The organism is Sphingomonas sp. NPDC092440, from assembly GCF_044754985.1.
Classification (GTDB): Bacteria; Pseudomonadota; Alphaproteobacteria; order Sphingomonadales; family Sphingomonadaceae; genus Sphingomonas.
Window position 1 is genome coordinate 1 of the sequence record NZ_JBIVQA010000007.1, and the last position, 13,969, is coordinate 13,969.

The following is a 13,969-nucleotide window of genomic DNA, read 5'->3' on the forward strand; positions in this document are numbered from 1 at the left end:
GGATCGACAAGGCTCCCTCGTTATGGAGCCTGCTTGAATCGACCAGATTCATGATTCGTTCCCCGCCACCTGCACCAAAAGTGCGGGAGAACCCACATCTGCGGAAAGTTCGGGGCCCTTTGACACCAAGTACGAGGATGATATGCTTTCGCGCGATTTTGCCCCTGCGCCGGCTACACTTGAGGACAGTCAAACGAGAAAAGATGAGGGGACGCGCGGTAGCGGAAGCTCGCCAGCCGCACCTCGTGCCATACCGGCGCCACAGCTCCAACAGCGTCATTGGTAGCCTCCCCTTTCAGAATCGCGCAAGCTTTCTTTCATCGAGCTCGGATCATTCAGTTGAATTTCAGATACTTGGCAAGATGCCGTTCTGCCTGTGGCTCATACAAAAAAATTCATGTTGTTTGCTCAGTTTCAATGACTGTCGGCCGAATTTTGCCGGAAGATTTTGCAAGACGGCCTAGAAATCGTCATTTTGCGTCGAACATATTTGCGCACGAAGGCCGCGTTTCGCACGCTCCGCGGATAGTTAGCAGATTTTTAACAGAATAGCGTTAGAGCGGTGTGCTATTTTCAACGGCAAGGGCTAACTGATGAGCGACGTCATGGTCGCTAGTGTGATGGCGATGCGTGCCGCCGTTCTTGACCGGAACGCGACACTTCGAAATGTCGTACTTGGAAGCCAAAGCGCCACTCCCGCAGCAAGCGGCGTCATCGGGACGCCCACTCCCAGTTTCGCCTCGACGCTGGAGACAGCGGTCCAGAAGGTCAATGCCAACCTCGAGCAGGAAGATTTGGCCACCGAAGCATACGAACGCGGCGAGACGACCGACATCGCGACTGTCGCGCTGATACAGGCGCGTGCTTCAGTCAATTTCGAGGCAACCCTTCAGTTCCGTAACAAGCTGCTTTCGGCTTACAAAGATATTATGAGCATGCAGGTATAGACCTGACCTGACAAAGCGAAGGAAATGTACAAGTAGTATCTCGAAGGAGGCCGTGGCATACAGTCACCCCACTAGCCCGTCGAACGTTGACCGACAACGGACTAGCTTCAAAGCCGGTCCGTCCAGCACTTAGAACCTGCGTATTGACCATCCGGCCAATCGTTTCCGGATCGGGCGGGCGCTTTCCTTGACAGATATGTTTTCCTCCACGCCGAACTGAGAGCGACGTTCCTTTGGCGGATACATCGAGGCCCATATACATTTCCATGGTTGTTCTCCTTTAGATTCCGGCGCCAAGTTGTGCACTGATTGACACGTCGGGCGCCCACACTCGCATCTTACGGGGGGAACTGCCGCCCCCCATGTTTCGCTGACCCGAGTCGACTCGCTTCCCGCAATTCCCTCATGCGGATGTCCCGCTTGACGGGCATCACATGGTGCCTGGCCGGCGTGGCATGGCGTTGTAGAAGGAGCACATCACCGACGTTCGCATTCTGGCGATCGGCCTTGCAAAGCGCGAATACCAAGTCCGCGCGACCGCGGTCTCAAATGTGCCAGACAGGATATCTCGCTTCGCGGTGTCAACTGTCGCGCGCCGACAGGCTGCGGATTCCGAGGCCAACCGCCTCAGTCCGGCGTTCTATCGCTACGCCTCTGATCAGGTCCGCTAACTCCTAACTCTGTGCCTTGCAACAGCGTCACCAGATAGAAAGGCCGTCGGTGTTCAGCTTGCACCGTAAAGCCTGGCGACCAGGCAAAGGCGTCGTGGATGCGGCGCGATCGGCGGGAGTCCCCGTCAAAACGGAAAAAGTAGTGATTGACCAGCATGCAAATGCCGCCGGGTGTCAAAAGCGTTGCGAGGTACATGGCGGTAGATTTCAACGTTTCATTGTCCGTCGGCGACAAATAGTAGAGGACATCGGCGACAACTATGAGATCGAAGCTACCAGCATATGATGGCGGCAGGGTGAGAAGATCACACGTCTCAAACCGGATATTCGGCTGGTCAGCGTGCAGTAAACGCGCTCGCCTCACGGCGGACGGAGCAACATCTATGCCTAACACCGTTTCTGCACAGCCAGCGAGTCGGCGCGACATCAGACCGAGGCCACAGCCGAGGTCAAGGGCGCGCCGGAAGCGTCCGGGCGGCAACAAAGAACCCAGCTCGTCGTATTTGCGGCTCTGGTAGCGGTAGCGTGACGAGGCTGCCGCCCAAGGATCCGGATTTGCAGCGTAGACGGCTTCCAAGGCTGCGGCTGCCCCAACACGGGGCTGCAAGCGCTTGATCCTCGCGTCGGTGCGTGCGCTGCGCAGGAACAAATCGACATCCCGTAGCTTCATGAAGACTGGCATAGTTTGAAATCTCGGCTGAACGACGGCTCGCAAGTTTGTGAAGGCACGCTGGTTACGGCTCGCGCCCGTTTTAGCGAGATTGAGTCGTGACCAACGCACGCTTTTCCTCGAGCAGCCCTAAGAAGTGAAAGCGGCGGCTTTAGTGCTTTGAACCCCCGCGATACCAGTCGGGGTGATCGAAGGTATGCCAATTGGGATGGCCCCGGTACCATGATTGAGGTCGGTTGTACTTCCTCCAGTCGGAGGGATAAGTATATTGCTGCCTCCGATTCCCGTCCCGATAATAACCCGTCCGATATGGAACTCTTGAGTTGTTTGGTCCGGGATAATAACGCTGCTGCGACTCCCGGCGCTGATCGCGCCCGTGCCCTGGATCGGCATTCGCAACGCTCCAAATGCCAAAAAATAGTCCCGGGACTGTCGCGAAATACACAATCATGCTGCGTTTTCTCATGATAGCCTCCTATATATCCTCAGACCGATCACTTTGCTTCCCATGTGCCCGGGTCACAAAACTTCCGGCGGCGCGAGCCCCGCGCAGCCAGGCGCGGCGTTCGTGGAGCCTACAAACCTAATACGTGGCTCGACCCAAAATCCCTCACGCATAACATTCGACGTCCGCTGAGCGAGTCCAGATTAACCCTGCTGCATTATGCCAGCCACAACCGCCTCAGGCCCCAATTGCGCGGATTCTGAGATGATCGCGCAGTTCGATGTGGGAGGCGCCTGATCGTTCGGCGATTTTCCGGTCGGATAGCGATTGTCAGGAAATACCCCCACGAAGATGATATGGCCATTATGTCGGCGTCAAAGCGTCGCATCCTTGTGATGAATGCCCGAAAAGCTATAACCTTTCTTGATTACGTCAAACGGAATCAGCATGTCTCGTGATATTTGGTGGCCGCTTCCCGCCCCGAGTCCTATTCGGCCGTGATCAAAGCAAACAAGCGGAGGGGGTGCCATGTTGAGGCTTAGTTCAAGCGCTGCGGTGGGAGTAATTGCGATCGCTCTATACGCGCAGCCCGCTCGATCACAGGTTGCGGATTCAGCTCCACCAGGTTCGACTTCAGCCACACCTGGCCAAGGCGAGATTGTCGTTACTGGCACTCGCCGCGCCGACTTGACCGCGGCCGATGCGCCCCTGCCGATCGACATCATTTCCGGCGACCGGCTCACCCAGCAGGGCAGCGCCGATCTTAACGATGTCCTCCGCGCCGAAATACCTTCGCTCAACATTCAGCGGTTCGTCAGCAACGATGGCGCGGTGTTCACGCGCCCCTTCTCGCTACGCGGACTTCCGCCCGACCAGACGCTGGTTCTGATCAACGGCAAGCGCTTCCACAGGGGCGCGACCGTCCAGTTCACCAACATACCCTACATCCGCGGTTCGCAAGGACCGGACCTTAGTGCCATTCCGTCGATCGCAATTGGCCAGCTCGAAGTGCTGCGCGATGGAGCCTCGGCGCTCTATGGCTCCGACGCAATCGCGGGCGTACTCAATTTCCGGCTGCGCACCAATCGAGAGGGCGGCACCCTGATCGCGCGCTATGGTCAATATTATAAGGGCGATGGACGCGACATCCTCCTGCAAGGCAATGTCGGCCTCCCGTTCACCGAACGCGGGTTCGTCAATATCAGCGCCGAATATTCGAACAGCAATCCGACCTCACGCGGCATCCAACGTCCTGACGCGCAGGCGCTGATCGATGCAGGCGTACCGGGTGTGCCCGTGCCCGCCCAACGTTGGGGCAATCCGGCTGCGGAAGCGGCGCGCCTTTTCGTGAACGCGGGCATCGATCTCACCGATACCATGAAGTTCTACGCGTTCGGCAACTATAGTTGGAGCAGCGGCACGACTGCCTTCTTCTATCGCAACCCGAATACGAGTTTCATCGCGACGAGTATTCCACTGACGAACACGCGCGGCGGACCGCGTTTCAGCTTCCGTCAACTTTATCCCGGCGGATTTACGCCCGATTTCGGCGCGACGATCACCGACTCGTCCCTGGTCGGCGGGCTGAAGGGAGAGGTCGGTTCCGGGCTCACCTATGACGTGAGCGCGTCTTACGGGCGCAACTCGGCCAATTACCGCATTACCAATACCGTGAACCCGTCCCTCGGCCTGAGTTCGCCCACAAGCTTCAAGCCGGGCAAGCTCGAGCAGCGCGAGCTCAACTTCAATCTCGATCTGACCTATCCCATTGCGCTCGGCCTCGCGGCCCCCCTGACGCTCGCCGGCGGCGCTGAGTATCGACGCGAAACCTACGAGATTACCGCAGGCGATATCCCGTCCTGGCAGGTTGGCCCATACGCATCCGTGATCGATCCCGACACGGGCGCGCGAACCGGACTGCCGGTCGGATCGAATGGCTTCCCCGGCTTCAGCCCGGCGCAAGCCGGTGTCTTCTCGCGCAGCAATTGGGCGGTATACTCATCGCTTGAAGGCAATCTGACGAAGTGGTTTCAAGCCGGTCTGGCCGGGCGGTACGAGGATTTCACCGATTTCGGCGGTCGCTTTACGTGGAAGGCGAGCGCGCGCGCCGATTTTTCGAGCATGTTCGCCGTCCGCGGTTCGGTCAACACCGGCTTCCGCGCGCCGACCCCCGGGCAGTCCAATGCGTCACAGGTCCAGACCAACATCGACTCGGTCACCGGGGCGCCACTCACCGCCGGTATCGTTGCGCCGGCCAATCCTGTGGCCCAGTTTTTTGGCGCCACGCCACTCAAGCCGGAGCGCTCATTCAACGTTGCGGGCGGTGTCGTGATCAAGCCCGCCCGGAACGTCACGCTGACAATCGACTATTTCAACATCAAAGTGAAGGACCGTATCGCGGTTTCGGGCAACTTCAACCTGACGCAGGCGCAGCGTGACCAGCTCGCCGCGCTCGGCATTCCTGGAGGAGGTTCGTTTCAGCAGGTCAGTTTCTTCACCAACTCGTTCGACAGTCGCACGCAAGGCGTTGATGCGGTGCTCACCGTCGGCATGAATATGCTCGGTGGCCGCGGGACGTTCGGCGTAAACGCCAACTACACCGACACGAAGGTGACCCGAGCATCACCGGTCGTTGCGGCCGATCGGCAACGCCTGCTTGATCTCGAAGGCTTTGTTCCGAAGTGGAAGGGCAATGCCTCTTTCGTCTACGAGGGCGATCGCATTGGCGTCACCGCGCGCGCGAACTATTATGGCAAATGGACTGACTATGGCTCGACGCCCGCGGCCGACCAGACCGGCGGCGCGGAGGTGCTCGTCGATCTCGAACTCTCGTACAAGCTCACATCGACGTTCCGGCTCGCTGTCGGAGCGGAGAATCTGTTCAACAATTACCCCGACCGGGAGATCCGTCAGTCGCAAATCGCGAACGGCATCCAATATCTCCGGTTTGCGCCGACCGGCTTCAACGGCGGCTTCTGGTATGTGCGCGGCACCGCGAAATTCTAGCCGAGATCCAAGCGACCCGTAGCTAGGAATGCCGCCCGATGCTCCTCAAGGACCGCGATAAACGCCTGAGCGACTTGAGACATCGGCCGCAGCTTTGGCGTGAAGAGCATATAGTCGAACAAAATTTCGGGCTTGAACGGCCGAACGACCAGGCCGCGGTCGACATAGTCGGCCGCGGTGATGGGATTGAGAATGGAGCAACCCAGCCCTTGCAGTACCAACGCACAAATCGTCATCGCATATTGGGTCTCGATGATCATGTCGCGATCGACGCCGGCATCCTCGAAAACCCGGTCGATACGGTGACGCGTCTGGTCTTCCAGCGCCAGCGAGATGAACCGCTCGCCATCAAGATCGGCGGGTTCGATATGTTGCTTTTCAGCGAGCCTGTGACCCGGCGGCAGGACGCACGCTCCCGGGCAGCGCAGGAACCTTTCCATCGCGATGCCCGGCAACTCCCGCGCTGGAGTCGCAAGACCGATGTCGAATTGCTGGTTGGCGATCCATTGCCTGACAGTCGACGAGCTGCGGGTTTGCAATTGGATCGAGACGCCGGCATGCCGACGCCGGAACGTCGTGATAACCGACGGCAGGAAACTGACCGCCAACGCCGGAAGCGCTGCGATCCGCAGCGTCCCGGTCGAGGCGTTGCGGATGTCGGCCGCCGCGCGCTTCAGAACCGCGATTCCGGCAAAGCTGCGCTCGACCTCGTGGAAGAAGACGTCGGCTTCCGGTGTTACCGTCAGCGCTACGCCTTTCGAACGGACGAACAGCGGAAACCCGAGGTGGTATTCAAGATCCGCCAAAAGCTTGCTGACGGCCGGCTGCGAGATGTGGAGCGCGGCTGCCGCCTGGGTGACCGAACCGGACAGCATGACAGCCCGGAACGCTTCAAGCTGGCGCAGATTCATTGGGCTTACTCCTCGGTCATCGCCTCCGCTTATAACCCCAGCCTCATACCTGGAGACAAGATATGACTTTGCCGCGGATCGGCCATGCCCTGCGGCACGCCCTGCGCAGCGTCTCGGGAGCCTCTCCGGCGGCGTCGGCTCTCTGCCTGCACGCCCAGTCTCGGGTCAGATTATGTTTGGCGTGTGAACTCGATTTCCAGCCGCTTCCAGCGTCGATTTACAAAGGCGAACAGTGATGACCGGTTCGCCATTGGACGCGCGAGCTCAAGACGAGCTGTCCTGTTCGTTTGCGGAGTCGACAACGCTCATCCATTCGACTTCGCGATCGGCGCAGCAGGCGGGCCTCCTTAACCCACCGGTGCACCGTGCCTCGACGATCGTCTACGACCGGGTCGAGGATTATATCGACCGGCACCGCAACCTGTATGATGGCGTCATTTACGGCCTGTACGGCACCGAGACGAGCCACGCGCTTGGGAGCGCGATCGCGCAGCTGGAGGGTGGCTTCCGGACCGTCCTCACCTCGTCTGGGACGGCTGCGATTTCGCTCAGCCTCTCCGCATTTCTGGGGGCAGGTGACCATCTACTCGTGGTCGATACCGTCTACCGCTCGACCCGTCGGTTTTGCGACGAGGTCCTGACCAAGCATGGCGTCGAGGTTTGCTATTTTCCGCCTGGTGTTGGTGATGATATCGCTTCATTCATCCGGCCGAACACCAGGATGGTGTTTCTCGAAACGCCCGGATCGCTAACATTCGAGCTCGTCGACGTCGGGGCGATCACCGCAGCCGCGCGCGCAGGCGGTATCATCACCGCCCTCGACAACACCTGGGCAACCCCGTTGCTCTTTCGCCCGATCGAACACGGCGTCGACATATCAATCGCGGCCGCCACCAAATATCTGTCCGGTCATTCCGATGTGATGCTCGGCGCCATGACGGCCGCAACGGAGGACGTCTACAAGCGACTGAAGGACACTGCCGCGCGGTGGGGCAGTTCGGCGAGCCCCGATGATTGTTATTTGGTGCACCGCGGTCTTCGTACGCTCGATGTCAGGCTGGAACGCCACCAGCGCACAGCTCTTGAACTGGCCGCCTGGTTCATGAATCAGCCTGAAGTCCGCAAGGTGTTGTATCCCGCGCTTCCCGCCGATCCGGGATATTCGATCTGGAAGCGCGACTTCGCGGGGGCTTCGGGTCTCTTCGGTGTGCTGCTCGACCCTATGTCCGAGACCGAGCGGACCGCTCTGTTCAACGGGCTGGAGTTATTCAAATTGGGTTCGAGCTGGGGCGGGTTCGAAAGTCTGATGGTGCCGGCGTGGCCGGCGCCGACGCGAAGCTGCTCCGCCCCAGACGACGGAGCTCTCATCCGCGTGCATGCCGGACTTGAACGTGGTGCGGATTTGATTTGCGACCTTGAAAAGGCCTTCGCCCGCCTTCGGTCGACCCGACCAAAAGTCTGAGCAGCGCAGCCCGCCTCGGCTTGACCAAAACAAGAAAGCATCCGACGTTATGAACAAGACACAAGAAATGCCGGTCTCAACTGCGCAACAGGGCTATGCGCTGAACACCCAGCTCGCCCGCTTTTCATGCATTCGCTGCGGGACGCAGCTACCGCTCGCCGACTATTTCGAGGGCTGCCCCGCCTGCCTCACCGAAGGTCAGCCCGCGGCCATACGGTCCGAGTTTCATCAGTTTCCAATGAAGCTTGGTGCATTGGATGTACAAGGTATGGCGCGCTACGCCGCGTGGATGCCCTATTCGTCGTGGGTCTCACTCGGAGAGGGCGGCACCCCCTGCACCCCCTTCAATCGCCTGGCGGACGCGTTGGGCGTTGCCGCCATTCATCTCAAAAACGAGGGGATGAATCCGAGCGGTTCGCATAAGGATCGGGTAAGCTGCCTCACCGTCACGCGAGCGCTCGACATCGGCGCGACCAAGATCGTCGCGGCGTCCAGCGGAAACGGCGGCGCCTCCCTGGCCCTCTATGCCGCCGCCGCTGACCTCAAATGCTGCATCGTCTCAACCCCTGCGCTCTCGCCGATCCACCGCCGCGCGATCACCCTGACGGGCGCAGAGCTCGTTATCGCAGACGACTCGCTCGAACGATGGCGGCTCGTCACCGAAATGGTCAAGCAACAAGGCTGGTTTTCCGCCACCAACTATCTCAACCCGCCCGTCGGCAGCAACCACTTCGGCGTCGATGGACTGAGAACCATCGCTTTTGAGTTGGTCGAGGATCTAGGCCCCGACAACATCGATGCGGTGCTCGTTCCGACGTCCCGGGGTGATCTCCTGTGGGGATTGTACGAGGGTTTTCGGCAACTAAAAGCTATGGAGCGCATCAAAGCGCTTCCGAGGCTGTTCGCGGTCGAGCCATTTCCCAGGATCGACCGGGTTCTGAATGGGGCGGCGCAGACCGGCACCTTCCCCGGCTCGACGGCGCTCTTCTCGATCGGCGGATCTACCGTAACTTATCAGGCCGCGGAGGCGATCCGCCAGACCGGCGGGAACGCCGTCGTCGTTGACGACACCGCCGTCGTCCGCGACCAGAGCCGCCTGGCACGCCACGGATGTTATGCGGAGCTGTCCTCTGCGGCAACGCTCACGGCGCTAGAGATCCTGCTGCAAAAAGGAGAGATCGCGCGTAATGACGCAGTCGTTCTGATAGCCACCTCCAACGGCTATAAGGATCTGCCGGACGCGGCGAGCGTGGCATGAGCCGGCCATCGGCGCCCGACTCGCTCCTGCGCCGCGAGATCGGCCGGGTCGGCGTGGCCACGATCGCGATGAACGGCGTGATCGGGTCAGGCATCTTCGCGCTACCTGCGGTGGCAATCGCGCAGGCTGGATATTTTAGCCCCTGGCTGTTTCTGCTCTGCGGCGTACTCATCTTGTCCGTAGCGCTCACCCTCGCGCGGACCGCGAGCTTCTTCGAGACGACCGGGGGCCCAATCGTCTATACATCGCATGCCTTTGGGCGCTTTATCGGGTTCCAGACCGGGCTGCTCATCTATATCAGCCGGGTCGCCGCGATCGCCGCAAGCGCCAATCTGATCGTCAGTTACGCGGCACCGATCTGGAGCCCTCTATCGTCCGGGCTGCCGCGAATGATCGCGATCGCGGGCTACATTACGCTTGCGACGATCTTGAACGCGATTGGTGTCCGCGCGGGAATGGCTGCGCTCTATTTGATCAGTATCCTCAAGCTCGCGCCGCTCCTGCTGCTGATTCTGGTCGGCTTTCCAGCCGTCGAATGGGGCTTAGTGACGAGCGCGAATGTTTTGCCGCCGGAAGCCATCGGACGGACGATGCTCGTCCTGTTATACGCTTTCATCGGATTCGAATTCAGCCTGATCAATGCCGGTGAAACCCGAGACGCGCGCTCCGCCATCCCGCGAACGCTCGTCACCACTGTTCTTGCCATCGCCGTCTGCTACGCCCTTATCCAGCTTGTCGCGGTTTCGGTGGGTCCAGACCTTGGCGGCAGCAACGCGCCTCTCATCGAACTTGCCCGCCGCCTTATGGGCCCTACCGGCGCGCTCGCGCTCGGCTTGGGAGTCGTGTTCTCGATCGGCGGCGGCAGTCTGACGTCCTTGCTCACCGCGCCCCGACTGACCTACGCACTGTCGCGTGACGGCACGCTGCCTGGCTGGTTTGGCACGGTGAACGTGCGGACGCGCGTGCCGGTGAATTCCATTCTGTTCTGCGGCGTTCTAAGCATTGCAATGGCGGTGGGACAGCAATTCGTGTGGCTCGCGACGCTCAGCACCTTTGTTCGCCTGCTGACCTATGCGCTATGCATCGTCTCGTTGCCAATCATCCAACGGACGCTTCCGGCGGAACCAGGACAGTTCAAACTACCAGGACGTCTTGCGATCCCTGCCGTCGCGTTGCTCCTCATCCTCTGGCTGCTGAGCCAATCTACGATGGAGAATTTTGCGATCGCCGGCTGCGTCGTCGTTGCGGGAAGCGTCGGTTATTGGTTGTGTACGCGAAAACGAGGTGTCGCGGCCACTTCCTTCGAGTCCACCGAGATTCCCAGACGAGGCGAGCGGACAATTGATAAGGGCCGCTGACAAAGGCCGCCGGTGACGCTTGCCCATCCGCATGAGCGGCGGGCGCGCTTCCAGGTTCGATGAGAAAATCGGGTGAAAGGTCGAACGCCGTGCCGCATCACATGCTCGGAACCAAGCATTTTGTCGATTTCGGCTGCGTCGCGGTTTTAGCGTCTCTGTAAAACCACTTGCAGGTTCTTGTACCCGTACTGTTCGACACGGCGAACGGCAACGCGAATTTCACGGCGGATCCTTCCCAGGCGCCTGTACCGAACCATTATTGGTTGGTGCCGTGGCATTATCGACAGGGTGGTCATGTGTCTCGATGCCAACATAGTGATTGAGCTGGTCATCGGAAATATCCGAATACGGTTCGGGCCTGTTGCAGCCCGCCAGACTTATGACGACAAGGGGGATCAAAATCGCCCCCACTCGTTTCGAGGTCATCTTCCTTCTCCTTCCTCGCCAACCAAGCCTCGATTCTCCAACCAAATGCTCGCTCATAGGGTCCTCTAAAGAAGCTACGTATCCCCGGGGGCCGGCCCTCAGCTTTTCGTATCGGAAGCCAGCATCGACGGACGACGATATGGTCACGGCGTAAACCTTTGCGCGATCTGTCTTCAGACGGCAATTGATGCAAGAATGGGCAACCTGCCCATGCAGAGACAGCTGGCCAAACGGGCGAAGGGCGTGACGCGCTGAGGGGCCATCCGTATCCGGTTCGCATAACCCGCAATCGGGGGCGGCACTGGCTAAAATTTGAGCGCGACCGTTTTTTTTGAGGGATAGAAGCGCTGGCCGCGTATCCACTAGCAGGGGACCACGACGAACGAGGTCGACCGTGACACGCTGCGACTCGGATTATTACGAACGGAGGGCTGAGCAGGAACTCGAGCTTGCCGAGCATGCAACCAAGCCGAAAGTCGTCGCCGCGCACGACCGATTGGCCGAACTCTACCTTGAGCGGCTATCGCCCCAATCCAAAGCTGCGCAGGATGACCATCAACGGGTTAGTCACGGTTCTGCTGCCGTAACCAACTTTCCCGTTCCCCAGACGCCCGAGAGCTCCGCGGAGCTGATCGGACGCAAAAGTCGCTGACAATCCCTTGTCCGAGCCTTCCGCCCACGGCACCCACGCTGAGGATCGCTTGAGCAGAGCACGCCAGCGTCGAGGACGCAAATCGGGAGGCTCGAGTGACATCGCGTAATCGCCTTGAAAAGAGCGCGCGACAGCGTGCGGACTTCACGCCTGCTTTGGGCCGCGCACCAAGCACATTATATGATCTTGCGATCCGACTCTTCACCCGCGAAAAATGTTGGCGGCGCATCGTGCTTCGCACCCTCGCCCCGCAACCAGGTGAACGAATTTTGGACGTCGGTTGCGGGACCGGCACGCTTGCGATTGCCATCAAAAGCATCGAGCCAATGGCCAAGATTACCGGGATCGATCCCGACCCTGAAACGCTGGTGCGGGCGATCGCCAAGGAACCGCGAAGCGCAGCCCCTATCTTTTGGACCAAAGGTTTCGCTCGGGACGCTGCAGCTGGTCGTCGCGGTGCCTTCGACGCGGTGACCTGTACGCTTGTCCTTCATCAAGTGCCGCTTGAGGAAAAGCGTGCTGGTCTTGGTGCAATGTTCGATGCGCTCGCGCCTGGCGGCCGCCTGATCTTGGCCGACTACGGCGAGCAGCGAAGTAGTTTTATGCGAATGCTGTTTCGACAAACGGTGCAGCGCCTCGACGGAACGACCGACACTCAGCCGAACGCCGACGGCGTTCTTCCGAGGCTCCTCCAGGAGGCTGGCTTCGAAGAAGTGACCGAGGCTGCTGTCGTACCGACACTTACCGGGCTGATCGCGGTCTTCAAAGCGCGAAAACCAATGACTTTAATCAGTCCGAGCATCGTCTGGCCTTAACTCGCTCTGCCGCGCGCCGTGGCGTCGATCATCGCCGCGGAATGTCAGCGCCGCCCGAACGCTGAGCCGCCGGCGTAACGGGACTTCCACCCGTTGCGCGACAAACCACGATCCGGCGCACAGCCCGACCAGCACCATGATACCGATCCATGGCGCGCTCGCTCGAAGCAGGCCAGGAGACACCCGCGCTGCCCCCAGTACGACGGCCGAAAAGACCGGGATCTGTAGCACGTAGATTGGATAAGACACGTCGCCGAGCAGCCTGTCGATGGCCCGACTGGGTCGCGGCGCATGCGCTGTCGCAGCAATAAGAATCAGCGGAAAAATCGCGAGCACGATCACTGCATCGGTCGCCCCGCGGATTGAAGCGGAAACTGGCCACGCAAGCGCCAGCGTCGCGACACCGACCGGGACGATAGCCGGGACACGGATCACCGGGAGTCGTCCCGCCACTCGAGCACGAAAAACGAGCACGCCCAAAAAGAAGGAAAAGAACACGCGAAGAACCGCAAGATGCGCGTCAGGCCAATAAGCACCACCGTTGAGGTCACCACGAGCGATGGCGATGGCGGCCAGCGCAGCCCCGCTTATGCCAATGCCGACCGCCAGCTTTTGCGATGAGAGCCGAGAAACCGTTGCAGCATAGATAATGTTGGCCAGGAGCTCGAACGACAGGGTCCACGCGACAAAATTGGCCGGAAAGAGAGGGTTGTCGGGAAATCCGATGGGGGGGCACCGGAAGCATGAAAACATTGAACGCGCTCGAAATCACGACCGCCGTTCCCAGCCCATCATGGCGATAAAAATAGGCGAGTTCGATGGTGCTGAGCAGCAGCGCGAACAGGTAGAACGGAAACAATCGAATGAGACGCGCCCGCAGAAAGGCGCCAGCCTTCATCCCACCGGCGAGCCTGGCGTCATAGGCATTGGCGAGAACAAATCCGCTCATCGCAAAAAAAAGATCGACGGCGAGATATGCGCCGGGCGCGGCGATCGGCGCGAATGCGTGAGGAAAGTGAAGCACGACGACACTCATCGCGGCAATACCGCGCAGAATATCGAGGACGTGGTAGGACCGGGATCGCTGGGCGGCACTTTCTTCGGCGCCGGTGCTCGTTTCAGCCATCTGACACCCCCGTTGATTGAATCTGCCGTCACGATCTGGCATCGAGCCGGGAGACCTAATCCTAACTACGCGGCTACGCCCGGGACCCCTCGCCAGGGCGAGCATTCATCGTGGTTGTTCGTCGCCGGCAGCCGTTTTTGTTCTGTTTCGACACGGCAATCCGGACCACTGTCGCGCCCCATAATCGCGCCCTTGTCGCGCCGACGCGCGAATTTCGACTTC

General features: G+C 60.0%; 11 protein-coding genes. 6 read left to right on the top strand and 5 right to left on the bottom strand.

All coding sequences use genetic code 11. The features are described from left to right. Positions 1-593 precede the first annotated feature (593 nt). Positions 594-947, top strand: coding sequence for a flagellar hook-basal body complex protein FliE (gene fliE / locus ACIQCS_RS12940; RefSeq protein WP_286772087.1), 354 nt, complete (start codon positions 594-596; stop codon positions 945-947). Between the two features lie 627 nt (positions 948-1,574). On the opposite strand, the gene ACIQCS_RS12945 is transcribed toward fliE, so the two are convergent. After that, the gene (locus ACIQCS_RS12945) at positions 1,575-2,300 is read right to left on the bottom strand and encodes a bifunctional 2-polyprenyl-6-hydroxyphenol methylase/3-demethylubiquinol 3-O-methyltransferase UbiG (RefSeq protein ID WP_286772088.1); all 726 of its coding nucleotides are present in this window, start codon (positions 2,298-2,300) and stop codon (positions 1,575-1,577) included. A gap of 1,120 nt (positions 2,301-3,420) precedes the next feature. Here ACIQCS_RS12945 and ACIQCS_RS12950 point away from each other — a divergent pair. After that, a complete protein-coding gene (locus tag ACIQCS_RS12950) occupies positions 3,421-5,739 on the top strand; it encodes a TonB-dependent receptor plug domain-containing protein (RefSeq protein WP_401531046.1) in 2,319 nt (772 codons plus the stop codon). On the opposite strand, the gene ACIQCS_RS12955 is transcribed toward ACIQCS_RS12950, so the two are convergent. Then, positions 5,736-6,650, bottom strand: coding sequence for a LysR family transcriptional regulator (locus ACIQCS_RS12955; protein ID WP_401531049.1), 915 nt, complete (start codon positions 6,648-6,650; stop codon positions 5,736-5,738). The genes ACIQCS_RS12950 and ACIQCS_RS12955 overlap by 4 nt on opposite strands. Before the next feature lie 235 nt (positions 6,651-6,885). Here ACIQCS_RS12955 and metC point away from each other — a divergent pair, with 235 nt between their 5' ends. Genes metC through ACIQCS_RS12970 form a run of 3 tightly spaced genes read left to right on the top strand, consistent with a single transcriptional unit; the run spans position 6,886 to position 10,728 of the window. Next, entirely contained in the window at positions 6,886-8,112 is a 1,227-nt protein-coding gene (gene metC, locus ACIQCS_RS12960; RefSeq protein WP_286772092.1) for a cystathionine beta-lyase, read from the top strand. A gap of 49 nt (positions 8,113-8,161) precedes the next feature. Further along, the gene (locus ACIQCS_RS12965) at positions 8,162-9,370 is read left to right on the top strand and encodes a pyridoxal-phosphate dependent enzyme (protein WP_286772093.1); all 1,209 of its coding nucleotides are present in this window, start codon (positions 8,162-8,164) and stop codon (positions 9,368-9,370) included. Beyond that, positions 9,367-10,728, top strand: a complete 1,362-nt coding sequence (locus tag ACIQCS_RS12970; RefSeq protein ID WP_286772094.1) for an APC family permease — start codon at positions 9,367-9,369, stop codon at positions 10,726-10,728. The genes ACIQCS_RS12965 and ACIQCS_RS12970 overlap by 4 nt, the downstream gene beginning before the upstream one ends. A gap of 219 nt (positions 10,729-10,947) precedes the next feature. On the opposite strand, the gene ACIQCS_RS12975 is transcribed toward ACIQCS_RS12970, so the two are convergent. Then, positions 10,948-11,154, bottom strand: coding sequence for a hypothetical protein (locus ACIQCS_RS12975; RefSeq protein WP_401531054.1), 207 nt, complete (start codon positions 11,152-11,154; stop codon positions 10,948-10,950). A gap of 747 nt (positions 11,155-11,901) precedes the next feature. On the opposite strand from ACIQCS_RS12975, the gene ACIQCS_RS12980 reads away from it, so the two are divergent. Beyond that, positions 11,902-12,621: a class I SAM-dependent methyltransferase gene (locus tag ACIQCS_RS12980; RefSeq protein ID WP_401531057.1), complete on the top strand. Its 720-nt coding sequence runs from the start codon at positions 11,902-11,904 to the stop codon at positions 12,619-12,621. Here ACIQCS_RS12980 and ACIQCS_RS12985 read toward each other — a convergent pair. Further along, positions 12,592-13,281, bottom strand: coding sequence for an acyltransferase (locus ACIQCS_RS12985; protein WP_286772079.1), 690 nt, complete (start codon positions 13,279-13,281; stop codon positions 12,592-12,594). The two genes, ACIQCS_RS12980 and ACIQCS_RS12985, sit on opposite strands and share 30 nt — an antisense overlap. Further along, entirely contained in the window at positions 13,169-13,747 is a 579-nt protein-coding gene (locus ACIQCS_RS12990) for an acyltransferase family protein (RefSeq protein ID WP_401531059.1), read from the bottom strand. Before ACIQCS_RS12990 ends, ACIQCS_RS12985 begins: the two co-directional genes overlap by 113 nt. Positions 13,748-13,969 lie beyond the last annotated feature (222 nt).